This window comes from Bacillus sp. JNUCC-22, from assembly GCF_018861275.1.
Taxonomy (GTDB): Bacteria; Bacillota; Bacilli; order Bacillales; family Bacillaceae; genus Bacillus; species Bacillus velezensis.
Genome location: NZ_CP076408.1, coordinates 376,843 through 401,943, shown reverse-complemented (window position 1 = coordinate 401,943; position 25,101 = coordinate 376,843). Strand labels below are relative to the sequence as shown.

Here is a 25,101-nt window from a genome sequence, read left to right as displayed (position 1 = left end):
CCAAAATCAATTTATCCATGGTATCAGAAAGGGGCAGAGTCTGGATGCTGACGATTTCCATTGACCATTCGGAAACGGCGGATTATATCTATCAGCAGATCTATCAGCACATAAAAGCGGCCGTTTTGAAGCGCAGCCTGATGCCTCATACAAAGGTGCCGTCTAAACGGGAGCTTGCCGAGACGCTGAAGGTCAGCGTGAATTCAGTGAATTCAGCTTATCAGCAGCTGCTTTCAGAAGGTTATTTATATGCGGTTGAAAGAAAAGGCTTTTTCGTGGAGGAAATTGAAACGTTTGATCATGAAGAAACGCCTTCGCTCCTATTGCCTGATAATTTGAAAGAGCGGGAGACGGATAAGAGCGGCTGGATTTCGTTTTCTCATATGAGTGTGGATACGGCGCATTTCCCCCTGAAAAGCTGGTTCCGCTGTGAGCAGAAAGCAGCCGCCCGTTCATTTCATACACTCGGAGAACTCGTCCATCCGCAAGGTTTATATGAAGTCCGTGAAACAATTTCGCGGCTTATTTCCCTGACAAGGGGCGTTACATGCCGCCCGGAACAAATCGTGCTCGGAGCGGGCACGCAAATGCTGGTGCAGCTGCTGACGGAACTGCTGCCAGAAGACGCACTCTACGCCATGGAGAACCCGGGATATATGAGGATGTACCGGCTGCTGCAAAACCTCGAGAAAAAGACGGCGACGATCAGCCTTGATGAAAAAGGCATGTCCATGGACGAAATCGAAAAACGCCGGCCCTCTGTATTGATCACCACGCCTTCCCATCAATTCCCCTCAGGCGTGATCATGCCGGCTTCCCGGCGGATTCAGCTTTTAAACTGGGCCGCCGAACAGAACGGCCGCTTCATCATTGAAGATGATTATGACAGTGAATTTAAATATGACGCCGATACAATACCGGCGCTTCAAAGCCTTGACCGGTTTCAAAATGTCATCTACATGGGGACCTTTTCAAAATCCCTTTTCCCAGGTCTGCGCATCAGCTATATGGTTCTGCCGCCCGGGCTTTTGCGGACGTTCAAAGAGAGAACGTATGACCTGCATACGTGCAGCACGCTTGCCCAGCTCGCGCTGAAAGAATTTATCGAATCAGGTGAATATCAGAAACATATTAAAAAGATGAAGCAGCATTATAAGAACATGCGGGAACGCCTCATTTCGGCTTTGGAAGAAACATTCGGTGAAAGAATCAGTGTAAAGGGCGCCAATGCGGGGCTTCATTTTGTCACTGAGTTTGACTGCGCCCGTTCAGAAAAAGAGATATTGGCACGGGCGGATGAAGAACAGCTCGATCTGTTTGCGATGAGCCGGTTCCGTCTGAAAGCGGGAGGCGATTCAAATAAGCCGCAGCTCATTCTGGGGTTCGCCCGCCTGAAGGAGAGCGATATTCAAGAAGGCGTCCACAGGCTTTACCGGGCGGTTTTCGGCGCATAAAAAAACCCCCGGAATTCGGGGACTTATTTACCAGCGGTCCGGTTCTGTCTGCAAAATCGCCTCCAGCAGGCCGGGAAACGCCGCTTGTAAATCATCTTTGCGCAGGGAATAATAGCGGTGCTTCCCGTCTATGCGCACCTGGGCGATCCCCGCTTCCCGCAGCACTTTGAAGTGATGGGACAGCGTTGATTTAGCGACCCGGACATCAGCGCAGGTTCCGCACGTTTTTTCTGTTGTTTCCGCCAATTGTTTGACCAGCTCTAAGCGGAGCGGATCACTCAGAGCATGAAGAACCTTTGTCAGCTGTAAGCGTTCGGTTTGAGGATGGTTTGGAATGTTCATGAGTCAAATGTAACACAGATCATCGGCGGGTGACAATTTAGGCGGTGAGGGTTTTTCCTTTACCATTCGCAACGAAACATGTTACAGTTAGTTCGATAATATTCGAACTATAACAAATTAACCCAATCAGGAGGAATAACCATGATCGTCTTACAGGCTTACATGAAAGTAAAAGCGGATAAACGCGAGGAATTTTTAGGAGAAGCGCAATCACTTGTTCAGCATTCACGCGCAGAAGAAGGAAATGTGCAATACGACCTTTTCGAAAAAGTCGGTGAGGAAAATACATTCGTCATGCTTGAACAATGGAAAGATGAAGAAGCGATGAAATTCCACAACGCAACTGACCATTTCCAAGGATTCGTGGCAAAAGCAAAAGAAGTGCTGAGTGCGCCGCTTGACGTCGTCCGCACAGAACTGTCAGAGTAATGAAAGGATGAATGACATGAACGAAGTCCTTCAATTATTAACAGACCACCGTTCCATCCGCAGCTACACAGATGAACCCGTATCGGATGAACAGCTGGGCCTTATCATCCAAGCCGCTCAGGCAGCGCCCACTTCCATTAACGGCCAGCAATTTACCGTTATTGCGGTGAAAGATAAGGAGCGGAAGAAAAAAATATCCGAATTGGCTGGCGGCCAGCCGTGGATTGACCAAGCGCCGGTTTTCCTTTTATTCTGCGCTGATTTTAACCGCGCCAAAATTGCGCTTGAAGAGTATAATGATACACCGCTTGAGATCACGAACGGTTTAGAGTCCGTCTTGGTCGGAGCCGTAGATGTCGGGATTGCGCTGGGTACGGCAACGGCTGCGGCTGAATCAATGGGACTCGGCACTGTGCCGATCGGCGCCGTGCGCGGCAAGCCGGACGAACTCATTGAATTGCTGAAACTCCCGAAATACGTTTTCCCGGTTTCCGGTCTCGTCATCGGCCATCCGGCAGACCGCTCCGCGAAAAAACCGCGTCTGCCGCAAGCAGCCGTTCTGCATCATGAAACGTATCAAGAGGAAGATTTAAGAACACATATCGAGGCCTATGACAAGCAGATGTCCGAATACATGAAAAAACGCACCGACGGACAGGAAACGAGAAACTGGTCACAAGGCATCACCTCCTACTATAAGCAGCTTTATTATCCTCACATTCGTGAAATGCTTGAAAAACAAGGGTTTAAGACGGATAAATAAGCGGATCAGCCTGCCGGAACACTCCGGCAGGTTTTTTCTGTTCCTCAAACAAAAGCGTTGACACTATGTAAAAATTTTTGTTAATATTTTCATCATATACTCATTGGTTTTCTGTGAACCGATGGGTTTTCTATTGTGACGAAAGAAGGAATCTGGGCTTATGAATGATAAGAAAACGGATATTCTGCTGGCGGCAAGAAAGCTGTTTTCCGGGAAAAGCTTTTCGTCGGTTTCGATGCAGGCGATCGCAGAGGAGTGCAAAGTCTCCAAAGCGTCTTTATATAAGCTGTTTGAATCAAAGGAAGACCTGCTGTTGGAGCTGCTCGACTTTAACCAGAAACAGATGGTAGCCGCCGCTTCATTATTGAATGAAGAAACGAGCCTCTCCCCTGAGGAACGGTTTGCCAAAAAACTGATGGCTGAGCTTGAAGGCTTCAGGCGCAATCAGCAGTTTTTTAATATGCTGATGTACGGAAGCCCCTCTTCCATTAATGAGCGGGTAAAACGGCATATCCACAGAGCCCGCTCCACCTTTATCTGCTGGCATCGCGATTCACTGATTCAGACGTACGGCGAAGACATTATTCCTTATGTATGGGAGCTGGTGATCGTCCTGCAGGGGCTCCTGAGAGAATGCATCACGCTGATTAAGCTGGAAAAAGAACCGCTCGCCCTGGAGCCGCTCACGGAGTTTATCATCCGCCATCTCAATCTCATCGTCGAAAACAGGACAACCGAAACCGCATTGCCTCAGGAGATGATTGACCTTTATATCGCCTCCGCTTCCTCATTTGAGCCGAAAGACAAAAACGTATTGCTGGCTGAAAGCCTGAAGGAACTGAAAGAAGCGGTCTCAGCCCTTCCGGAGGAAAAATATGACGCCGCAGGACTCGCTTCCGCGGCGGCTATGCTGGAGAAAGAATCAGCGGACAAACAGCCGCGGGATTTTCTCATCAAAGCGCTCATCGGTTATTTGGAGCAGGCCGGACCGCTGCACCAGCCGCTTGCAGCCGTTAAAACATTGCTCAAACTATAAAGAAAGAAGGAATCAGCTTGAATAAGAGTATTAAAACTGCACCATACAACCGCTCTGTCATTGTCGGGATTCTTTTGGCGGGTGCGTTCGTCGCCATTTTGAACCAGACACTGCTTATTACGGCGCTGCCGCACATTATGAATGACTTCAATATAGACGCCAACAAAGCGCAATGGCTGACAACATCGTTTATGCTGACGAACGGGATTTTGATTCCGATTACCGCGTTTTTAATAGAGAAATTCACAAGCCGCACCCTCTTGATTTCCGCCATGAGTATTTTCACGGCGGGCACCATTGTCGGCGCATTCGCCCCGAACTTTCCGGTGCTCTTAACGGCCCGGATTATTCAGGCGGCCGGCGCCGGAATTATGCTGCCGCTCATGCAGACGGTATTTCTCACGATTTTCCCGATGGAAAAGCGCGGCCGCGCCATGGGTATGGTCGGCTTGGTTATTTCGTTCGCGCCGGCGATCGGCCCGACGCTTTCCGGATGGGCGGTCGAAGCATTCTCTTGGCGGTCTTTGTTTTATATTATCTTCCCGATCGCAGTCATCGATTTGCTTTTAGCGATTATTCTGATGAAAAACGTCACGACATTACGAGAAACACAGATTGATATTTTATCTGTGATCTTATCGACCCTCGGATTCGGCGGTCTGCTTTACGGCTTCTCAAGCGCCGGTTCATCAGGGTGGACCAGTACTGAAGTGCTGACTTCGCTGCTTGTCGGAGCGGTCGCGCTGATTTTCTTTATCGCAAGACAGATGAAGCTCAAAAAACCGATGCTGGAATTCCGTGTGTTTTCTTTCGGGATTTTCAGCCTGACCACCCTGCTCGGAACGCTTGTTTTCGCGCTGCTGATCGGAACTGAAACCATTCTCCCGCTTTACACACAAAAAGTCCGGGGCGTATCCGCGTTTGATACCGGATTAATGCTTTTGCCGGGCGCGATTGTGATGGGGATGATGTCTCCGTTTATCGGCCGGGTGTTTGACAAAATCGGCGGAAAGGGCCTTGCGATGACCGGATTCTTCATCATCCTGCTCACGTCCCTGCCGTTTATGAATCTGACGGACTCGACGTCTCTTATTTGGATTGTCGTCGTTTATACCGCGCGGCTTTTGGGAACAGCCATGATTATGATGCCGGTGACGACAGCGGGAATCAACGCCCTGCCGCGCCACTTAATTCCGCACGGCACAGCCATGAACAATACCGTCCGCCAAGTCGGCGGTTCTATCGGTACGGCGCTGCTAGTTTCCGTGATGAGCAGCCAGGCCGCGCACGCAAATGCGACAACTCCGGCAAACGCCGCCCTGCACGGCATGAATGCGGCATTTGTCGTAGCCGCCTGCATCGCGCTGGCCGGCTTCCTCCTATCTTTTATATTGAAGAAAAAACCGCGTCAGCCCGAGCAGCAGCAGGCCGTTACGCGGTAAACCAAAAAGAACCCGATCACGTATGTGACCGGGTTCTTTTTTTACTTCTCGATTCCGTCTTTAACTTCTTTCACCATTTGCGCCATGGATTCCAGGCCGCCTCCTGATAAATACCATGTAGCTGAATCAAGGTAGACAACATGGTTGTTTTTCACCGCTTTCACCGATTTTACATAATCATTTTCAACCACTTGTTTTGTTGAAGATTTTGTGCCGATCGCTGTTCCGCGGTCAACGACAAACATATAATCAGGGTTTGTTTTGGCGATATATTCATAAGAAATGCTTTGTCCGTGCAATGAGGCTTCGATGTTTTTGTCAGCCGGTTTGACGCCGAACACATCATGAATGAAGCCGTATCTTGATTTAGATCCGAACGCGCTGATTTTGCCGTCGTTCGCCATCACCACTAACCCGTTTTTATCCGTGCTGCTTGTCTTTTTCTTCAGATCCGCAATGGATTTGTCAATTTTCGCAAGCTTATCTTTCACTTCATTTTCTTTGTTAAAGATTTTGCCGATCACTTCGGTGTTGTGCTTGAATCTGTCAACGTAGTTTGTATAGTCATCATCAAGGTAAATCGTCGGCGCGATTTTTGAGAACTCTTTATAAGAATCAGATTGTCTGTGAGCGATAATGATTAAATCCGGGTCAATATCCGCGACTTTTTCAAAATCCGGTTCTTTTAAACCGCCTGTATTGGTGTATTTATCACTTTTATATGAAGATAAGTATTTTGGAATGTTTTGTTTCGGAAGCCCCGCCACATGATCCTGTAAACCCAGTTCATCCATCGTGTCCAGCATTCCGAAGTTGAATACGACGACTTTTTTCGGATTCTTCGGCACTTTGACGCCTTCTTTGTTCAGGTCATCTTTGATTGTGATTGTTTCTTTTGATTTGCCTGATGTTTTGTCCCCGTTTCCGCATGCAGAAACAACAAAAATCGTAACGAGCGCAATGAATAGCAATGCGAATTTTTTCATGATTTTCACCTCATCTGGTTTTTAAGAAAAGTACACACCGATCCGCTGACTGTCAATCTCTTGAATCGGGATGGTCATATCATAAATATCTTCAAGCACGGAGGTTTCAATGATCTCCTCCGCCGGCCCTTCTTTGACGATCCGGCCGTTTTTCAGTGCAACGATATGGTCTGAATATACGGATGCGAAGTTGATATCGTGAATCACTACGACGACCGTTTTTCCGAAGTCTTCCACAAGCCGCTTCAACAGCTTCATCATTTCAACGGAATGCTTCATATCTAAATTGTTCAGCGGCTCATCGAGAAAAATATAGTCCGTATCCTGAGCGATGATCATCGCGATAAACGCCCTCTGGCACTGGCCCCCGCTGAGCTGATCGAGATATTTATCCTTTAAGTCATCCAGCTTCATATAACTGAGTGCCTGGTTGATATGCACCCAATCTTCATCCGTCAGTTTCCCCTGGGAATACGGAAATCTGCCGAAGCTGACCAGGTCTTTAATCGTCAGCCTGATATTGATTTGGTTCGTCTGCTTCAGGATGCTGATTTTTTTTGCCAGATCGTTGCTTTTACAGGCCCCGATCTCTTGCCCGTCGACCGTGATTTCCCCGGAATCCGTCTTAATCAGCCGGCTCATGATAGACAGCAGCGTGCTTTTTCCCGCGCCGTTCGGACCGATAAATGAGGTGAGCCTGCCCTTTTGAATGGATAGAGACGTTTTCTCAAGGACGGTTTTCCCTCCGTATTGTTTGCTTACATTTTTGACCTCTACCATGATTTATTCTCCTTTAACAGCAGATAGATAAAATAAATCCCGCCGGCAAAATTAATGATGACGCTCAGCGTCGTGGAAAACGTGAACACTTTCTCCACGACGAACTGGCCCCCGACGAGCGCGACGATGCTGATCAGGACAGAACCTGCGATTAAATACGTGTGCCTGTAGGTTTTTAAAAACTCTCTCGCCAGATTGACGACAAGCAGTCCTAAAAACATAATCGGTCCGACAAGAGCCGTAGAGACAGACACAAGAATGGCGACGACAATGAGCATCTGTTTCACAAGCTTATCGTAATCAATCCCCAGGTTGACGGCGTGCTCCCTGCCGAGCGACAGCACGTCAAAAAAACGCGTGAACCGCCAGACATAAATGCCCGTCAGAAGAAAGACAGCACCGGCAAACCCTAAAAGATCGGTATTGATATTGTTAAAACTGGCAAACATTTTGTCCTGAACAACCTGGAACTCATTCGGATCAATCAGCATCTGCATAAAGGATGACAGACTGTTGAACAGCGTGCCGAACACGACGCCGACAAGCAGAAGGAAAAACACGTTCCGCCCCTCGCCTTTAAACATGAGCTGATACAAAACGAGGGACAAGAGCACCATCAGCCCGACGGAGATGACGAAATTAAGATTTTTGTTCATCATGACGATATTCATTGAACCGAACAGGAACACGATGACGGTCTGAATGAGCATATACAGGGAATCGAGGCCTAAAATGCCCGGTGTCAGTATGCGGTTATTTGTAATCGTCTGGAAGATGACCGTTGAAAACGCGATCGCTCCTCCGGTGAGCATCATGGCAAGCACTTTGAAGCATCGTCTCGGCAGGGAGTATTCCCAATTGCCCAGTCCGTAGAACAGGAAGAATCCGATACATATCATGGCGAGCGCCGCCAGCAGCGTAATTTTTTTATTATGACTCATATGCTTTTCTCCTTAACAGCATATACAGGAAGATGCCGCTGCCGATAACACCGACCATCAGGCCGATGGAAATTTCGTACGGGAAGATGATCACCCTTCCCAAAATGTCGCAAAACAGCACAAAAACAGCGCCCAGCAGAGCGGTGTGAGGCAGGCTGCTCCTCAGGTTGTCCCCTTTGTAAATCGACACCATATTGGGAATGATCAAACCGAGAAACGGCAGCATCCCGACGGTCAGGATCACCAGTGAAGCGATGAGCGACACGATAATCAGACCGATATTAACGACGCGTTTGTATTTCAGGCCGAGATTGACGGAAAAGCTCTCTCCCATTCCCGCCACCGTAAATTTATCTGCATACACATAAGCGATGATCACCAGCGGGATACTCAGATATAAAAGCTCATACCGGCCTTTGACGACCAGTGAGAAATCTCCCTGCAGCCATGATGACAGGTTTTGGATCAGATCGTATTTATATGCGATAAACGTGGCGATTGAGCTGACAATATTCCCAAGCATTAAACCGACGAGAGGAATAAAAATCGCATCATTGAACTTGATTCTCTCGAGGATTTTCATGAAAAGGAAATTCCCCGCCAACGCGAAAACGAAAGCGATAGACATTTTCACAAGCGGACTCGCTGACGTAAAAAGCATTAATGAAATCAAGATTCCGAGCCTTGCCCAGTCCATCGTCCCCGCAGTCGTCGGCGATACAAATTTATTCCGGCTGATCTGCTGCATGATTAATCCGCAGATGCTCAGGCTCATGCCGGCGATGATAATGCTCACCAAACGCGGCAGCCGGCTGTCAAACAATGTACCTGCCTGTTCTTTATTTAAATGAAAAATATCCAGCGGCGACAAATCTTCTACACCGATAAATATAGAAGTACACGCCAAAACCGCCAGTAGCAAAAGTAAGTAACGTAGCTTCATGCTGCCTCCCTGCACCCATCACAAACGGTATGACTGATTGCCAAACAACTCCCATATATCCCACTCGTAATGATTATCATTATCAACGACAATTATAATCTTATCATCTTTCCAAGCGCAGTCAATACAGTTTTGCTTTCAAAAGCGGTCATCCGCGGGCCGTACACTAAATTATCTTACAATCAGTCTATCAAGAATTTGCAGGATTTTCTATAACCTTCATTTGGCTGCTTATCATTTTTTGCACATGATGACACGCTTGAGGGAAACAAATCTGACAAACAGCGGCAAAATTCCTCCATGTAAATACAAATGTTCTCCCCACGTAGAAAAAATCCTTGATTTACATGTTTGAAAGAGAGATAATAAAAATTAAATTTGTGAGAAAATTTAAATATTAGGGGATGTAAATCATGAAAGTTGTAAAATTCGGAGGCAGCTCTCTTGCGTCAGGAGCCCAGCTTGAGAAAGTGTTTCAAATCGTGACGGCTGATCCCGCGCGGAAAGCCGTCGTCGTATCGGCACCGGGAAAACGCTTCTCGGACGATACAAAGGTGACGGATCTGTTAATCCGCTGTGCGGAGCATTATTTGCAAAAAGGTGCAGCGCCCGAGCTTGCCGAAACGGTCATTGAACGGTACGCCGCCATCGCGCGTGAGCTGAACCTGGATTTCTCTATTATAGAAAGAATCCGCAGTGACCTATTCGCTCTTTTAAACAGCTGTAAAACCAATCCCGAACAATATATGGATGCGGTGAAGGCGAGCGGCGAGGACAACAACGCGAAGCTGATCGCAGCCTACTTCCGACGGCAGGGCGTGAAAGCGGAATACGTAAGTCCGAAAGAAGCGGGGCTGTTTGTGACGAATGAACCCGGAAGCGCGCAGGTGCTCCCCGAGTCTTATGGTCATTTGTACCGTCTGAGAAACCGTGAAGGCTTGATCATTTTTCCGGGATTTTTCGGTTACACGAAGGAGCATGAGATTGTGACGTTTTCCCGGAGCGGTTCTGATATTACCGGCTCCATTCTCGCCAGCGGCTTAAAAGCCGACCTGTACGAAAACTTTACTGATGTGGACGCCGTCTATTCCGTCAACCCGTCAATCGTGCGGCATCCGAAAGAAATTAACGAACTGACGTATCGGGAAATGCGTGAGCTCTCCTATGCCGGATTTTCCGTTTTTCATGATGAAGCGCTGATTCCCGCATTTCGGGCCGGCATCCCCGTGCAGATTAAGAATACGAATAATCCGGATGCGAAAGGAACACGCGTCGTCAGCAGCCGTGACAATACGAACGGGCCAGTCATCGGCATCGCAAGCGACACGGGCTTTTGCAGCATTTACATAAGCAAATATTTAATGAACCGGGAAATCGGTTTCGGCCGCAAAGCCCTTCACATTTTGGAGGAAGAAGGATTGACGTATGAACATGTTCCATCCGGTATTGACGACATCACGATCATCCTCCGGCACAATCAGATGGACTCAGAACTGGAACACAGGCTCGTCACCCGTCTGAAGCAGGAACTTCAAGCCGATGAAGTCACAGTCAGGCATAATCTGGCGCTGATTATGGTCGTCGGGGAAGCGATGCGCCATAATGTCGGCACAACCGCCAGAGCATCCAAAGCACTGTCGGAAGCCGGCGTCAACATCGAGATGATCAATCAAGGGTCCTCGGAAGTCAGCATGATGTTCGGAGTGAAAGAAGAGCAGGAAAGACACGCGGTGCGGGCACTGTATGACGAATTTTTTGCCGGAGTCTTACTCTCATAGGACACCGCCTCTTTTTTCTCTTGTCCACTAATATCCCTTACAAAGCAGCTTCTTTTACATATTGTATGGTATAGACAATATGGAGGTGAAGCTCATGTCAGGATATTCTGGAATCAGCTCTTTCGCTTTGATCGTTGTTTTATTTATCCTGTTGGTTATTGTAGGTACTGCCTATGTTGGCGGTTTCTAAGCATCGCTCCGTCTATATGAGGACGCTGCGGGTTTTGACCTGCGGCGTTTTCTTTTGTTTTCCGCCGCTGTCCGAGTCCGGACGCGCAAAAAAAGACTGCCGGGAACATTCCCATGCAGTCTTTTCCTTTGTTCAGGCTATTTTCTTCTCACGTCATTCCTCTTTCAGCTACATGGAATTCAGCCTGATCTGTCTGGCCTGCTCCTGTCACTGTAAAAATCGCGGCGGCTGCTAAACAAATAACAAACCATTTAGATTTCAATTTCATACAAACCCTCACTCCTTTGTATTTGTTTCCTTGCCTCTTCGACTTTCAGAAAATAGTCAGAAGAAATCTTAAAGCAATTTTGTTCATAGTAATATTTAGCTGCTTCTAGTGCTAAATCCTCTATATCGGCGTATAAATTTTTATCTTCCAGGTAACTGAAACACGCGCTGATTGTTTCCTCATCCGGTTTCGCCTGATACAGAGCCTGCAGCCATTCGAATTTTACCGTGTAAACGGGATCGTCTGTTTCTTTAGCATATTCATATCCCCGCTTGTGATATTCCGACGCTTTTTCTTTTTTTCCGAGTTTAAAGTAAATGAGTGTGATTAGAAAATATGCTTGAGGAAGAGAATTGACGATTCTTTGTGATTCAAATGTATCGACCGCCCGTTCAAAGTACGGAATCGCTTCGCCGATGCGGTCCTGATTGTAGTAGCACAGTCCGAGGTTATACAGCGCCCTCCCGACAAGCTGCGCTTTTTGTTCTTTTTCGGCCATTTGCAGAGCGTGCTGAAAATGTTTGGCCGCCTGTTCAAAGCGCCTTTCATCCATTAAATTGACGCCGAATACAAAATGGCATTGAATGATCCGGACGTTATATGTGTCCTGCTCTACGTAAATTTCATAAGCGTTTTTTATATGTATCAAAGAAAAATACGTTTGTTTCATATGATAATAAGCTTCGGCCACTTTAAAATAAAACTCCGCCCGTTCCACATGGTCCGATACGAAGGCCAGTTTTTTCTCAGCTTGTTTATAATATGTAATCGCTGAGATAAATTCTCTTTTATCAAATTCAAACATGCCTTTGAAAAAATTGACGTAATAATCGAGAAGCCCTTTGAGGCCGGCCTGGCTGTTATCAATGTTATCAAGAATTTCCGACAGGGTCGGCTGGTCTTCTATCTTCAGTTTTTCCAGCGGCTCCAAGTAGTCCAGCATCAGCTGATGGCGAAATTCCATGAGGGAATAATAAAGCACTAAGTTCGAATCAGGCTCCATATGGTCAAGCTCTTGTTTGATCTCGGCCTTCAAGATCTCCGCATCCGGCACGCTGAATGTTCTGATGTATCGATACCACTCGTTAATTTTCTGCCCGACTGCTGAAGAAGGAATTAACCCGCTCTTCATTCCTTCACCCTCCCCATCCAAGACCTGTTTACCAGTTATTTTATCACGTTTCCGTCTCTTTCCATCCCGAAAAACACGCAAACTTTGTTTCGGCAGAGCGCAATTTTCCGAGTGGAGTTAAAACAGACGGCGGCCAGACGGGACCGCCGGTTTCAAGATGATTCATTTTTCGTATTCAGCGGAAGGCGGATTGTAAAGGTCGTGCCTTTTCCTTTTTCGCTGTCAATATCTATCGTGCCCTTGTGCATTTCGACGAGCTGCCTGACGATGGAAAGGCCGAGTCCGTATTCGCCGTATGCCGTATTCGTCCGGGACACATCCGCCTTATAAAACCGCTCCCATATATGCTCAATTTCCTCTTTGGAGATGCCGATCCCGGTGTCTTCGATTTCAATCACCGTTTCTTTATAGCCTTCATACCCGCGCAGCGTGATGTCTCCCTTTTGCGTAAATTGAATGCTGTTTTTCGTGATGTTGACGAGAATCTGGATCAGCCTGTCATAATCGGCGAACACTTTGACGCCGTCCTCCACTTGAATCCGCAGCTGATTTTGTTTTTCCTCCGCCTGCTGATTGAGATGCTCTTTAATAATTTCAAACACCTCGATGAGCGGCAGGCTGAGCTTGTCCAGTTTGATTTGCTGGGATCTGATTTTTTCATAATCCAGGTTTTCTTTCACGAGCCTGAGCATCCGCTTCGTTTCTTCGCTGATCAGCGAGAAGCATTTCTCTTTCTCTTTTTCCGGGATGGTGTTGCTGTTAAGCCCCTCCACAAGTCCGTTAATGGTCGTCAAAGGCGTTCTCAGCTCATGGGAGACATCGGCGATAAATTGGCGCCTCCGTTTTTCTAGGCGGTCAATCTGCTCTCTCGATTGCTTCAGATTTTTGGCCATGGTGTTGAAATCGGACGCCAGCATGCCGATTTCATCGCCGCCGCTGTTCTTGAGCGAAATATCGTAATCACCTGATGCCACTTTTCCGGTCGCATCCCTCAATGTCTGAATCCGCTTGACGTGAAATTTAGATAAAAGCCAGCTCAGCAGAATCGTGATGATAAGGGTGCTGATGATCGCGTAAATCATATAGCGGTTGACCTGGCTGATCATCTGCTCGACCCCTCTGACGGGAGACACGAGCAGCACCGCCCCTTTAAATTGATCGTTGATAAAAAGCGGCTTTGCGACAAGCGATACTTCTAAGCCTTCCGTATTAAAACGGTTCATCTCCGCTCTGATCTGAACGGTTTTCCCTTGCTTCAGCATGTGCCACTCTTTACTTTTCAGCTTCTCGCGCGGCGGCATATCGTCAGGAAAAAAGTAAGGCCGCTGATGTTCATCAAAAATAATAAACCTGGTCTCGCGCGTTTTTAACATGTCCTGATACGGATACAGGCGGCGCAGATCAAGATCGCGGCCGTTCAGCTCACTTGTGATCTGCTGGGCGTAAGAAGACAGCTCATCCACTTTATTTTGATACGCAAAATCTTTCACAAAGTGCGAAAACAGGGAAATGATGATGAAAAAGGCCAAAATCAAAATGCTGACATGGCTTAACAGCAGCTGATATAAGTATTTAATCCTCATCAAATTTGTATCCTACCCCCCACACCGTGTATAAAAACGGTTTTTCCTCACTGGACAGTTTTTTGCGCAGCCGTTTAATATGAACATCAACCGTACGTTCATCGCCGTAAAATTGATAGCCCCACACCTGCTCAAGCAGCTGCTCTCTCGAAAAGACCTGGCGCGGGTTTTGTGCGAGATAAAAGAGCAGATCGAATTCCTTCGGCGTCAGATTCTCGACAGGTTTTCCGTGCAGAAACACTTCCCGCGTCTTCTTATTGATTGAAAAATACGCCGTTTCGATCAAGTCGTCGCTTTTTACGGCCTGCCCCGTCGCCCGGTATCTTCTGATCACCGCTTTAATCCGCGCTACTAGTGTCAGCGGGCTGAACGGCTTGGTGACATAATCGTCGGCCCCCATTTCAAATCCGATCACCTGATCAGACTCTGTGTCCTTTGCGGTCAGCATAATAATCGGCACACTGCTCGTCTCTCTTATTTTCCGGCAGATCGTCACTCCGTCCATGGATGGAAGCATAATGTCCAGAATGACCAAATCCCAGTCCTCTTCCGTGAACCGCTGATAGCCTTCCACTCCGTCATGGACAAATTCGGCTTCAAACCCTTCTTTAAAAAAGAACATTTCCGTCATGGTGCATACGCTTATATTGTCTTCTATCATTAATATCTTCATTGGTTCCTCCGCTTATCTTCACGCTTTTTCTTATAATAGCACCATTTTACTCGGATGTTTTCGGGTTTCACAATTGTTAGTTTTTATTTCATCACCCGGAAATAGTTTGTTCATATTTTTTTCATACATTTCTCCTACTATATACATATCGGATGGCCGGTGCTAAAGAAGGCCGGTTTTACAAGATCTGACACCCACACGGAGGAACAGACATGAACTTTATAAAAAGAGCCTTTTGGAGCATGAAGGCAAAAAAGGGAAAAACATTTTTGCAGCTGGTTGTGTTTTCAGTGATTTGCATTTTTGTCCTGTCCGGTCTTACGATCCAGTCAGCAGCAAAGAAATCAAGCGAACTGGCAAGGCAGCAGCTCGGCGGGAGCGTCACACTCCAGGCTGACCGCCAAAAGCAAATGGCGCAGCAGCAAAAAGACGGTGAAAAGAGGACGTTTGAATCAACGCCGATTTCCGTCTCAGATGCCAAGAAGCTTACATCTTTACAGCATGTTAAAAATTACAACTTCCTCACGACAGCGTCAGCAAATGCAGAAAGCTTTGATGCGATAAAAAGCTCAGGCGAATCAGCCGATAACAGTTCCGGCGACGGCCGTTTTCAAGGCGGCGGAAGACAGATAATTTCAGCGGATATTTCGATCGAAGGCGTGCTCTCTACGGCATTGCTTGATGATTTCACAGGCGGGAGCTCAAAAATCACTGACGGACGCGCCATCACAAAGACAGATGCGGACGCAAAAGTCGCCGTGATTAATGAAACGCTGGCAGATCAAAACAAGCTGAAGGTCGGCGGCTCCATTACCGTATCCTCAGCAGCGGATGATTCTGTGAAAACGAAGCTTAAAATTGTGGGAATCTATAAAACAACATCATCAGGAGACGATCAGGCACAGCATTTTTCATTCTTAAATCCTGACAATAAAATCTATACGCCTTACACCGCCGCGGCGGCGTTAAAAGGGTCTGATTACAAAAACAAAATCAGCTCAGCCGTTTATTATATGGATGATGCAAAATATATTGACTCATTCGTTGCGGCTGCGAAAAAAACATCCATAGTTGATAAAACCTACACGCTGACGACAAATGATCAGGTGTATCAGCAAATGGCCGGCCCGATTGAAAATGTCGCGTCATTTTCTAAAAACGTGGTATACCTTGTATCCATCGCGGGCGCGGTCATTCTCGGGTTGATCGTGATGATGTCGATCAGGGAACGCAAGTATGAAATGGGTGTCTTGATGGCGATCGGCGAAAAGCGCTGGAAGCTCATCGGACAATTCTTAACGGAAATTCTGGTTGTCGCCGTTATTGCCATCGGGATCGCATCCGTCACGGGCAGCCTTGTGGCGAATCAGCTCGGAAATCAGCTTCTTTCCCAGCAGGTCAGCTCAGCCGATGATTCACAGCAGCAAACAAGCGGCTGGGGCGGAGGAGAAATGCCGCGGGGAGGCGGCTTGTTCGGTCAGCATTCATCCGGCGCGGATGTCATCAGTACAATGCAGGTAAACGTCTCACTGAATGACCTTCTGATTCTTGGCGGGATCGGCGTCGCAATTGCCGTCATCGCCACATTACTGCCGTCTGTATCAGTCATGCGGCTTCACCCTAAAACGATCCTGACCAAGCAGGAGTAAGAGGAGGCAGCATAATGAGCCTATTAACCTTTCAACAGACCGGCTACTGGTACCAAGATAAATCACAGCCGCTGTTTCAGGATATAACGATCAGCTTTGAAAAAGGGAAGTTTTATACAATTGTCGGCGCCTCCGGAACGGGAAAAACAACGTTTCTGTCTCTGGCTGGCGGCCTTGACACACCTAAAGAGGGAAGCATCCTTTATAACGGAAAAGACATCTCCAAAATCGGATTAACCAAATTCAGAAATCAATATGTCTCTATCGTCTTTCAATCTTATCATCTGATCCCGTATATGACGGCGCTCCGGAATGTCACAACGGCGATGGAGATCACCGGCTCTAAGGAGAACAACAAAGATGCGTTCGCGCTCAGCATGCTGAAAAAAGTCGGCATCACCGAACAGCAGGCCCGTCAGCGGGTGCTGACATTAAGCGGCGGACAGCAGCAGCGCGTTTCAATTGCGCGGGCTTTCAGCTGTGACACGGATTTGATTTGCGCGGACGAGCCGACGGGAAATCTCGACGAGGATACGTCAAAGGAAATCGTCCGGCTCTTTCAGGATCTGGCGCATAAAGACGGCAAATGCGTCATCATGGTTACGCACGACGAACAAATTGCCAAAGTGTCTGATATCAACATCCGCTTATCAAGAGGAAGTTTCACGGTTAAAGAAAACGGCACGGCCGTTTCCTGATACCGCGCTCCTGCCAGCGCAGACAGGGGCGCACCCTATATCCCCCTATTCAATAGAAGTGAACGTAAAAAGAGCGAGGGCTGCATCCCCTCGCTCTTTTTATTTATATCAGCTGTAAATAACGGTCCATATTTGATTGTCCGGCTGCTTTGATCAATTCTTCCGCCTTTTTCTCTTCTCCCGGTAAAGCGAGCCGGAGTTTGTCTTCAATGTCTTTTTCAGAAAGGCCGTTTCCCGGCGCTCCCTTCGGACAGTCGATACGTGTTTCATAGACATGACCGCCGGAAGCCGTGACCCGTACAATTGTAAAACGGCCCTTCGGAACGGCGTTGTCAGCCGGCTGAATTTGGTCATCGCAGCTGCGGTGAATCAGCTCAAATCCTTTTTGAAGGGATTCCGGAATCGGCTCGGATGTGAAATGTTCAACTGAAAAATCCTTACCGTGCAAAGCCAAGGTGATCACATATTCCACGCTGAATCTTCCCGCTTCGCCTGTTTTCGGACGCCGTTCTGTCAATGCGGCGTCACCGCCCGGCGGATAAATCACGTCGATCCGTTCCGTTTGGCCGAAAGTGAGACCATGTTCGGCCTTCAGCTTGAGAATGGCGTCCGCCGCATGATGAGCCGCCGAGCAAAACGGATAAACCTTAAACCAAAGTCCCGGGCTCACAATCCGCCAAGGTTTTCCCCACCCGTTTACAAGGAGGGTTTCTGCCCGTTCAAGATCGCCGTACAGTCCGAAAAAACCTTTCTCCCCGTCGAGCGCATGAACTGAGCCGCCGAAACCGGCCTTGGCAAGCTGCACGGCGAACACTCCGGCTTGAGCGGCCAATCCGGCGTGGAGCGGCTTCATTTCTGTCCCGAATTGCACTCTCATGCCTCCGGAACGGGCAGCCGCAAACCCGATTGCTTTCTGCAATTGGGTTTGATTCAGATTCTCCGCGAATCCGATGGCGCATGCGGCCGCAATGGCACCTAACGTTCCTGTATTGTGCCAGCCTTTCTCGTAATGATGCCTTCCAGCTGACTCGCCGAGCCGCGCCATCACTTCAATTCCCGTCACATAAGCACCGAGAAAAAGGCTTTTGTCTATCCGGCCGGCTGATGCCGCTGCAATCAAAGCCGGGAGGATGACTGCGCTCGGATGTCCTCTTACATCAGAATGAACATCGTCAAAATCAAGCGCATGTGCGATGAATCCGTTAATGAGCGCGGATTGGGACGGCGTGGTTTTTTGATTTCTGCCGATAAGCGGCGCTATCGGCACCCCGCCTTCTTCTTCGGCCAGTTTTACCAGCTTTTCAACTCCTTTATCCCGTCTCCCCGCAAAAGCTGCCGCTGTAAAATCAAGCAGTCCTTTGCGCGCTTCTTTCATCGCTTCAGCGGATGTTTCCGGCACAGACGACATGACGGCCTGAGCAAGTCCGGCCGTCAGATTTTCCGTATTCATTCCGTCTGCTCCAATACATTGACGGCAAGCCGGGCGAAAAACTCAGCCGCTGCCGGGAGCGCTTTTTCGTCGAGTGTGAAGGCGGGATGGTGCCATTCTTCTGTTCCGTTTGTTCCCATCCAGACGAAAAAGCCGGGGATTTTTTCTTGATATAACGCGAAGTCTTCCCCGCCGGGCGACTGTTCTGCCCGAACGGTCTGAAGCCCGAGGCTTTCAGCCGTTTGTTCCGCCGCCTGTATGAAACGGGCGTCGTTCATGACTGACGGAAGGTAAGGATACCAGCGGAATTCGGCTTCTGCCCCGAACCCGGCCGCGATTCCTTCGGCAACCCGCTTCATATGTTTCGGAACAGCGTCACGCGCTTCCTTTTGAAACGTCCGGACGGTGCCTTCCATTTCAACATGGTCCGGGATGACATTCCAAGAGCTGCCGCCTTGAACTCTTGTGATGCTGACGACGGCATTATAAAGCGAGCTGATATTTCTGCTGACAACTGATTGCAGGCCGCCGATGATCTGTCCTGCCGCCTGAATCGGATCAATGCTGTTATCAGGGATTCCGGCGTGGCCGCCTTTTCCTTTAACAGTGATTTCAAAGCGGTCGACACTCGCCATCAGCGGGCCTTCTTTCAGACCGACCGTGCCGACGGGGAGGTCAGGTTTGTTATGCATGCCGAATATCGCCGATACACCGTCAAGCGCGCCGGCTTCAATGACCTGTCTTGCTCCGGCGGCGATTTCTTCCGCGGGCTGAAAAATAAACCGCACCGTTCCTTTCAGCTCATGCTTTCTCTCATTTAATAAAAAAGCCGTGCCGAGGATAGATGCCGTATGGAAATCATGGCCGCAGGCGTGCATCACGCCGCTGTTTCGCGAAGCAAACGGAAGGTTTGTATTCTCTTCGATCGGCAGTGCGTCGATGTCCGCTCTGACGGCGATGACGGGGCCGCTTTTGTCTCCTTTGATTTCAGCGATCACTCCGGTTTGAAGTTTCGGCATATCAAGAACCGTGATTCCTTCTTCCTCCAGCCAGCGGCGGATTTTATTCGTCGTTTCGTATTCCTCGCCTGACAGCTCAGGGTGTTCATGAAGGTCGCGGCGGATATTGATTAAACGTTTGTTTAATGATTCATACGTTTCATTTGCCATTTTTTCTTCTTCCCTTCTTAGACAAGTTCGGCGGGCTCTCCCACTTGCTTAATAAATTTTTTCGTCCGTTCGTTCTGCGGATTGTCAAACAGCTCTTCCGGCGTTCCCTGTTCGATGATGCGTCCGTCCGCCATAAAAATAACTTTGTCGGCCACTTCACGAGCAAAAGCCATCTCATGCGTGACGATGATCATGGTTGTCTGTTTTTCGGCAATTGATTTGATGACTTGGAGCACCCCGGCTACAAGCTCAGGGTCAAGGGCCGAAGTCGGTTCATCCAGTAAAATCGCGTGAGGATCAACGGCCAAGGCGCGCGCAATCCCGATCCGCTGCTGCTGTCCGCCTGACATCGTAATCGGGTAGCTGTCCGCTTTGTGTTCTAAACCGACTTGCCGCAGCAGATCCATACCGATCTGTTCCGCTTCTTTTTTCGGTTTCTTTTGCGCGGTGATCAGCGCCTCTGTCACATTTTGCAGGGCGGTTTTGTTTTTGAACAGGTTGTAATTCTGAAACACCATCGCCGTCTGCTGGCGAAGCTTATGAACGTCTTTGCGCGAATAGGACGCTGCATTCAGCTTTGCATCACCGATTTCAATGATGCCGTCATCCGGGCGCTCCAGCAGATTCAAACAACGGAGGAGCGTTGATTTTCCCGAGCCTGACGGGCCGATGATGGCCGTGACTTCGCCGCTTTTGATCTCAAGATCGATCCCGTCAAGTACGGTAAGGTCTTTAAATGCTTTTCGAATATGTCTGACTTGTATCATCCTGAGCCTCCTCCTATGTGCGATAAGGCTTGCTGATCGCCCGTTCGAGCAGATCCTGCAGCACACTGTAAATAATCGTAAGAATCCAGTACATGACCGCGACGGCTAAATACGTCTCAAAATATTTGAGGTTGCCTGATGCGTACATTTTTCCTTGGGCGAACATTTCCATCACTCCTAATGTAAAGGCGAGCGATGTTTCTTTTAACAGGCCGATAAACGTATTTCCCGTCGCGGGAAGCGCGTTTCTGACGGCTTGCGGGAAAATGATTCGTCTGTACGCCTGGGATTTTGTCATTCCGACAGACAGACAGGCTTCAAGCTGCCCCTCATCGACTGAGTTGAGCGCCGCGCGGAAGATTTCAGCCAAGTAGGCGGCATTCTTCAGGCTTAACCCGATAATCGCCGCAGTTAACGCCGTCATCTTGCTCATTCCGGGAAACAGCTGAGGCAGGCCGTAATAAATTAAGAAAAGCTGGACGAGCGTCGGCACGCCCCGGAAAAATGAAATATACACCTTTGACAGCTGGTGAAGCACAGGAACACGATTTTTTGTGATAAGCGCTAATATAAGGCCGCCGATCACGGCAAATACCATGGCCGCGACGGCCATTAGTAATGTGATCGGCAAGGCTTCGATTAACGCGGGAAAAGCTGAAAACATAAATCCCCAATCAATGCTGTTCATTCTCGATTTTCACCGCCGTTTCTTAATGCTTTGCTTCTGTTGTGATATCTTCTTTAAAGTACTTTTCAGACAGCTTTTTCAGCGTGCCGTCTTTTCGCAGGTCTTCAATGGCTTTGTTTACTTTTTTGCGGATTTTATCGTGAGCCGCATCTTTCGCAAACGGGAAAGCGACTTTTTCATAGACAATCGGGTCTCCTGCTAATTTCAGAGGCAGACCGGTCTTTTTGATCTGGGCGATCAGGACGCTGCGGCTGTTTACATAAGCGTCAACCCGTCCGTAAGCCACGTCTTTCAGCGTGCCTTCTTGTGTTTCATATGTTTTCATGTTGATTTTTTTATCCGGGTCCTTGCTCTCAAGGTTTTTCGCGTGGTTTGAGCCCAGAACGGCCGCCACTGTTTTTCCTTTTAGATCGTTGACTGATTTGATGTCTTTGTTATCGTTTTTGACGACGATTTGAGTGCCCGCATACGAATACGGTTCTGTGAAGTTATACGTTTTCTTGCGTTCGTCCGTGACAGCGACCTGGTTAGAGATGGTGTCGAGTTTGCCGGTCTGGAGCTCTCCCATCAGACCGCTGAATTCAAGCAGCTTCCAGTCCAGTTTCATGTTGATTTTTTTCGCGACGGCTTCCATGACATCCACGTCAAAGCCGGTCAGCTTGCCGTTTTCTTTATATGCGAACGGATAGCTTTGTCCCGTGGCGCCGACATGCAGTACGTTATCGCCGCCTTCGCTTTCTTTTCCGTTTCCGCATGCTGATAAGACCGCCAAAAGCGCGGCAGACAGCAGCAAAGCCCATGTTTTCTTCTTCATTAAAATCCCGCCTTTTCCTATTAATATGTTAATCCTGCAATTGTTTTTTTAAATAGATGGTGATGTGCCCTTTTCCTAGATCCTTTTCGCCTGCACGGACGTAGCCTTTCCGCTCGTACATGCCGATCAGCCACGGATGCTTATCCGCTGTGCCCAGTGACACGAAAGGCGCTTTTAATGTATCGCGGAGCACTGTATTCTCCAGCCACTCCAGCATTTCTGAGCCCGTCCCTTTTTTTCCGGTTTCAGGATCGACGGCGAACCACCAAATATGAGGGACACCGTACGGACCAGGATTCGGCCCCCACGGCATCCGCAGAGAAATCGTCGCCAGAATCCGTCCGTCTTCTTCCAATACGTAACAGGCGTTTTTTTGTATGTTAGTTAATACGAGTTCTTTATCCGCCGTGGCAGCGGCAAAATTGATGCCGAGCTTTCGGATCGGTTCATACGCCCGCAGTGTTAGTGAAAGCAGCTCATCAGCGTCTGCCTCCGTTGCGAGCCGGTATTGTCTTGACATGATAAGCCCTCCTTCAGTCGGCATATCGGTTTGCCGGTTTTTCCAGTCCGAAATGTTCTCTCAGCGTCGTTCCTTCATACTCTTTTCTGAACACGCCCCGTTCTTGTAAAATCGGAATCACTTTGTCTACAAAAAGAGTGAGACCTTCAGGCAAAAGCGGCGGCATGATGTTGAAGCCGTCACAAGCTTGTTTTCCGACCCATTCTTCCATCTTATCGGCAAGCTGTTCTGGCGTTCCGACAAAGATATGATGGCCTCTTGAACCCGCCACATATTTGTACAGCTCGCGGATGGTCATGTTATCGCGTTTGGCCATCTCCTGAACGAGCTTGAAGCGGCTTTTAACGGCATTCGACGCATCCGCATCCAATTCAGGCAGCGGGCCGTCAAGCGGGCAGGCGGAAAGATCGACGCCGCCCAGATAGTTTTGCAGAATGTTCAGGCCGACAGACGGAATGATGAGGTCTTGGAGCTCTTCATATTTTGCCTGCGCTTCTTCTTCGGTATCGGCGATAACGGGAAAAATCCCCGGCATGATCGCGATTTTTTCAGGATCACGGCCGAAAGAAGCCGCTTGTTCTTTAATAGATTGATAGAATTCCTGCGCGGACTCCAAATGATTTTGCGCGGTGAAAATGACCTCCGCCGTTTTGGCGGCCAGCGCTTTTCCGTCTCCTGATGATCCGGCCTGAATAATGACCGGGCGCCCTTGAGGTGTGCGGGCGACATTTAACGGCCCTCTCACGGAGAAATATGTTCCTTTATGGTTCAATTCATGCATTTTGTCTTTATCGAAAAATGCTCCTGATTCTTTGTCACGGATAAAGGCGTCTTCCTCCCACGAATCCCATAATCCTTTGACGACTTCAACGAATTCTTCCGCGCGCTGATATCTGAGATGGTGCTCAAGATGCTTTTCGCCGCTGAAATTAAGCGCGGTCGATTCAATCGAAGATGTGACGACATTCCAGCCCGCGCGGCCGTTGGAAAGATGGTCAAGCGATGCAAATTGTCTCGCGATATGGAACGGTTCGCTGTATGTGGTAGACGCGGTCGCCGTCAGACCGATGCGGGATGTGACCTGAGCGAGCGCCGACAGCAGCGTAAACGGCTCAAAGCGCGTCAGCACATTCGGATGTGATTTGCCGTCTATTGATAAACTGTCCGCCAAAAACAGCATGTCCAATTTCCCCCGCTCAGCCGTTTTCGCCAGTTCTTTGAAATAATCCAAATTCATGCTCGCGTCCGCCGGTGCCTGAGGATGTCTCCAAGAAGCGACATGATGGCCGGTGCCCGCGAGAAACACACCGAGTTTGATTTCTTTTTTCTTTGTCATGATGGATCTCCTTCTATTCTGAAATACGGTTCGGAACATATTAACACCATTAAACCTATATTTCCTAGTAATTTTATAAGAATAAATCAAAATGTACAATTGTCAGGCAAGTTTGTCAATGCATTAAGACAAAAATCATGATTTTTTAAAAAACCCGGCGCACCGGCCGGGTTATTTCTTCGAAACTGTATAGACGGTCCCTTTGACCTTTTTCTTAATAACGGCAATGATAAGCAGCAAAATGGGGAACAGCACTTGAAACGGAAGATGAATATAGATCGGCACAATGTTTAAGCCTTCATTCATGTGTTCCGAAAAATTGCTTGCGATGCTGATGGAGAGAATCAGCACCCCCAATCCGACCGGGAAGGCCAGCTGGGACGGATTTTTTTCTTTAAACAGCGTGGACACGCCCACGACAACTGCATATGTAAAAAGGCTGACTTTGAAAAAACCGCCGATGACGAGCACGAGCATGAAAAAGACATCCAGCCGGTCTAAAAACTCTTCCACTTTAATTGTCTGTATGGTGCTCAGCAGCGGAAATTGAGAGCGGAGCATTAAGTTGACGTCCAGCACACAAATATTAATCGCCACTGACATTGCCAAAAACAGGCCGCTGATGATAATCGCCATAAATCCGGTTTTCTTCACCTTTTTCCGATCTTTTAAATAAGGGAAAATCATGACAAACACGATTAATTCACCGAACGGGATGAACATCGTCTGTTTAAACACGGAATAAATGACCGTTCCTAGACCCTCCGCTAAAACGGGCTGGAGAAATCTGAGGTTTATCGTGCCTGAGCTGATAATGAGGATCAGCCCGACGGCTGTCAGGAAATACATAATGCCAAACAGCAGCTCGCCGGCTCTCGCTATCACTTCAATTCCCTTTCTGACCGCAAATATCGCGGCGATCATCAGCATGGCATTCACAATTAAAATCGGCGTGTCCTGATAGGCGAAGGTGACAAGCATTTCGCCGAAATCCCGCAATACGCGGGCGGCGATATAAGCAAAATAGAGAATATAAAGAAGGGAGACCGCCCAGCTCAGATGTCTGCCGATCAGTTCGTTCATGTAATCTCTCGGAGAAGACTCAGGAAAAAATTGATACAGCGCCTGATAAACGTAGAAAAGTCCGAGACCGGTAACGCACCCGAGAAGCACGGACAGCCACGCATCCCGCCCGGCCATCGTTCCCGGCGGGATCAATAACGAACTGCCCAATTCAAACAAAATGATCATAATAAACAGCTGACGCGTGCCGATTTTCGCATTTTCCATA

26 protein-coding genes are annotated in these 25,101 nt (G+C 48.3%); 9 read left to right on the top strand and 17 right to left on the bottom strand.

The genetic code is table 11. From position 1 onward, the window contains the following. The first annotated feature begins 44 nt into the window (after positions 1-44). Complete coding sequence (locus JNUCC22_RS02020; RefSeq protein ID WP_216062089.1) at positions 45-1,454, top strand: MocR-like transcriptional regulator GabR; 1,410 nt, start codon at positions 45-47, stop codon at positions 1,452-1,454. A 27-nt stretch (positions 1,455-1,481) separates the two neighbouring features. Here the strand turns inward: JNUCC22_RS02020 and JNUCC22_RS02015 are convergent, their stop codons facing one another. Continuing rightward, entirely contained in the window at positions 1,482-1,796 is a 315-nt protein-coding gene (locus tag JNUCC22_RS02015) for an ArsR/SmtB family transcription factor (RefSeq protein WP_038456955.1), read from the bottom strand. Between the two features lie 141 nt (positions 1,797-1,937). On the opposite strand from JNUCC22_RS02015, the gene JNUCC22_RS02010 reads away from it, so the two are divergent. The 4 genes from JNUCC22_RS02010 to JNUCC22_RS01995 all read left to right on the top strand — a co-directional run bounded on the left by JNUCC22_RS02010 (position 1,938) and on the right by JNUCC22_RS01995 (position 5,466). After that, the gene (locus JNUCC22_RS02010; protein ID WP_003156323.1) at positions 1,938-2,225 is read left to right on the top strand and encodes a putative quinol monooxygenase; all 288 of its coding nucleotides are present in this window, start codon (positions 1,938-1,940) and stop codon (positions 2,223-2,225) included. 16 nt (positions 2,226-2,241) lie between these two features. Further along, positions 2,242-2,988 (top strand): oxygen-insensitive NADPH nitroreductase, encoded by a 747-nt coding sequence (nfsA, locus tag JNUCC22_RS02005; protein ID WP_150940988.1) that lies wholly within the window; start codon positions 2,242-2,244, stop codon positions 2,986-2,988. Between the two features lie 160 nt (positions 2,989-3,148). Continuing rightward, on the top strand, positions 3,149-4,024 hold the full coding sequence (locus JNUCC22_RS02000) for a TetR/AcrR family transcriptional regulator (protein ID WP_012116807.1): 876 nt from the start codon (positions 3,149-3,151) through the stop codon (positions 4,022-4,024). A gap of 17 nt (positions 4,025-4,041) precedes the next feature. Continuing rightward, positions 4,042-5,466 (top strand): MDR family MFS transporter, encoded by a 1,425-nt coding sequence (locus tag JNUCC22_RS01995; RefSeq protein ID WP_007410276.1) that lies wholly within the window; start codon positions 4,042-4,044, stop codon positions 5,464-5,466. A 41-nt stretch (positions 5,467-5,507) separates the two neighbouring features. Here the strand turns inward: JNUCC22_RS01995 and JNUCC22_RS01990 are convergent, their stop codons facing one another. From JNUCC22_RS01990 to JNUCC22_RS01975, 4 genes are read right to left on the bottom strand one after another with little or no spacing between them, the layout of a single operon-like run. Continuing rightward, positions 5,508-6,452 (bottom strand): siderophore ABC transporter substrate-binding protein, encoded by a 945-nt coding sequence (locus JNUCC22_RS01990; RefSeq protein WP_007410275.1) that lies wholly within the window; start codon positions 6,450-6,452, stop codon positions 5,508-5,510. Positions 6,453-6,473: 21 nt separating this feature from the next. Continuing rightward, positions 6,474-7,232, bottom strand: coding sequence for an iron ABC transporter ATP-binding protein (locus JNUCC22_RS01985; protein WP_003156330.1), 759 nt, complete (start codon positions 7,230-7,232; stop codon positions 6,474-6,476). Then, entirely contained in the window at positions 7,226-8,173 is a 948-nt protein-coding gene (locus JNUCC22_RS01980) for an iron chelate uptake ABC transporter family permease subunit (RefSeq protein ID WP_007410274.1), read from the bottom strand. The genes JNUCC22_RS01985 and JNUCC22_RS01980 overlap by 7 nt, the downstream gene beginning before the upstream one ends. Then, positions 8,163-9,116, bottom strand: coding sequence for an ABC transporter permease (locus tag JNUCC22_RS01975; RefSeq protein ID WP_015239156.1), 954 nt, complete (start codon positions 9,114-9,116; stop codon positions 8,163-8,165). Before JNUCC22_RS01975 ends, JNUCC22_RS01980 begins: the two co-directional genes overlap by 11 nt. Positions 9,117-9,529: 413 nt before the next feature. Between JNUCC22_RS01975 and JNUCC22_RS01970 the strand changes: the two genes are divergently transcribed. Together JNUCC22_RS01970 and JNUCC22_RS01965 are read left to right on the top strand one after the other, a co-directional pair. Beyond that, positions 9,530-10,894, top strand: coding sequence for an aspartate kinase (locus tag JNUCC22_RS01970; RefSeq protein WP_059366589.1), 1,365 nt, complete (start codon positions 9,530-9,532; stop codon positions 10,892-10,894). A 94-nt stretch (positions 10,895-10,988) separates the two neighbouring features. Continuing rightward, on the top strand, positions 10,989-11,084 hold the full coding sequence (locus JNUCC22_RS01965; RefSeq protein ID WP_012116800.1) for a YjcZ family sporulation protein: 96 nt from the start codon (positions 10,989-10,991) through the stop codon (positions 11,082-11,084). A gap of 148 nt (positions 11,085-11,232) precedes the next feature. Here the strand turns inward: JNUCC22_RS01965 and JNUCC22_RS01960 are convergent, their stop codons facing one another. From JNUCC22_RS01960 to JNUCC22_RS01945, 4 genes are all read right to left on the bottom strand, one after another. Beyond that, complete coding sequence (locus tag JNUCC22_RS01960; RefSeq protein ID WP_003156334.1) at positions 11,233-11,352, bottom strand: phosphatase RapC inhibitor PhrC; 120 nt, start codon at positions 11,350-11,352, stop codon at positions 11,233-11,235. Further along, a complete protein-coding gene (locus JNUCC22_RS01955) occupies positions 11,336-12,484 on the bottom strand; it encodes a Rap family tetratricopeptide repeat protein (RefSeq protein WP_029326229.1) in 1,149 nt (382 codons plus the stop codon). Before JNUCC22_RS01955 ends, JNUCC22_RS01960 begins: the two co-directional genes overlap by 17 nt. A gap of 152 nt (positions 12,485-12,636) precedes the next feature. Next, entirely contained in the window at positions 12,637-14,070 is a 1,434-nt protein-coding gene (locus JNUCC22_RS01950; RefSeq protein ID WP_216062088.1) for a two-component system sensor histidine kinase YclK, read from the bottom strand. Further along, complete coding sequence (locus JNUCC22_RS01945) at positions 14,057-14,740, bottom strand: two-component system response regulator YclJ (protein ID WP_216062087.1); 684 nt, start codon at positions 14,738-14,740, stop codon at positions 14,057-14,059. Before JNUCC22_RS01945 ends, JNUCC22_RS01950 begins: the two co-directional genes overlap by 14 nt. Before the next feature lie 212 nt (positions 14,741-14,952). Here JNUCC22_RS01945 and JNUCC22_RS01940 point away from each other — a divergent pair, with 212 nt between their 5' ends. Together JNUCC22_RS01940 and JNUCC22_RS01935 are read left to right on the top strand one after the other, a co-directional pair. Further along, the gene (locus JNUCC22_RS01940) at positions 14,953-16,389 is read left to right on the top strand and encodes an ABC transporter permease (RefSeq protein ID WP_076425710.1); all 1,437 of its coding nucleotides are present in this window, start codon (positions 14,953-14,955) and stop codon (positions 16,387-16,389) included. Between the two features lie 14 nt (positions 16,390-16,403). Continuing rightward, on the top strand, positions 16,404-17,087 hold the full coding sequence (locus JNUCC22_RS01935; RefSeq protein ID WP_216062086.1) for an ABC transporter ATP-binding protein: 684 nt from the start codon (positions 16,404-16,406) through the stop codon (positions 17,085-17,087). 103 nt (positions 17,088-17,190) lie between these two features. On the opposite strand, the gene JNUCC22_RS01930 is transcribed toward JNUCC22_RS01935, so the two are convergent. The 8 genes from JNUCC22_RS01930 to JNUCC22_RS01895 form a co-directional block, all read right to left on the bottom strand. Beyond that, the gene (locus JNUCC22_RS01930) at positions 17,191-18,537 is read right to left on the bottom strand and encodes an MmgE/PrpD family protein (protein ID WP_216062085.1); all 1,347 of its coding nucleotides are present in this window, start codon (positions 18,535-18,537) and stop codon (positions 17,191-17,193) included. After that, positions 18,534-19,685, bottom strand: a complete 1,152-nt coding sequence (locus JNUCC22_RS01925; protein WP_160222844.1) for a M20 peptidase aminoacylase family protein — start codon at positions 19,683-19,685, stop codon at positions 18,534-18,536. Before JNUCC22_RS01925 ends, JNUCC22_RS01930 begins: the two co-directional genes overlap by 4 nt. Before the next feature lie 17 nt (positions 19,686-19,702). Next, complete coding sequence (locus tag JNUCC22_RS01920; RefSeq protein ID WP_003156349.1) at positions 19,703-20,452, bottom strand: amino acid ABC transporter ATP-binding protein; 750 nt, start codon at positions 20,450-20,452, stop codon at positions 19,703-19,705. Between the two features lie 13 nt (positions 20,453-20,465). Then, positions 20,466-21,140, bottom strand: coding sequence for an amino acid ABC transporter permease (locus JNUCC22_RS01915; protein WP_007410261.1), 675 nt, complete (start codon positions 21,138-21,140; stop codon positions 20,466-20,468). Positions 21,141-21,162: 22 nt separating this feature from the next. Then, entirely contained in the window at positions 21,163-21,954 is a 792-nt protein-coding gene (locus JNUCC22_RS01910) for an amino acid ABC transporter substrate-binding protein (RefSeq protein ID WP_012116791.1), read from the bottom strand. A gap of 28 nt (positions 21,955-21,982) precedes the next feature. Next, positions 21,983-22,474 carry a GNAT family N-acetyltransferase gene (locus JNUCC22_RS01905; protein ID WP_160223417.1) on the bottom strand — a complete coding sequence of 164 codons (492 nt, stop codon included), beginning with the start codon at positions 22,472-22,474 and terminating at the stop codon, positions 21,983-21,985. 13 nt (positions 22,475-22,487) lie between these two features. Then, a complete protein-coding gene (locus JNUCC22_RS01900; RefSeq protein ID WP_029326230.1) occupies positions 22,488-23,813 on the bottom strand; it encodes an LLM class flavin-dependent oxidoreductase in 1,326 nt (441 codons plus the stop codon). Between the two features lie 168 nt (positions 23,814-23,981). Continuing rightward, on the bottom strand, positions 23,982-25,100 hold the full coding sequence (locus tag JNUCC22_RS01895) for an endospore germination permease GerKB (RefSeq protein WP_216062084.1): 1,119 nt from the start codon (positions 25,098-25,100) through the stop codon (positions 23,982-23,984). Between the last annotated feature and the right edge of the window lies 1 nt (position 25,101).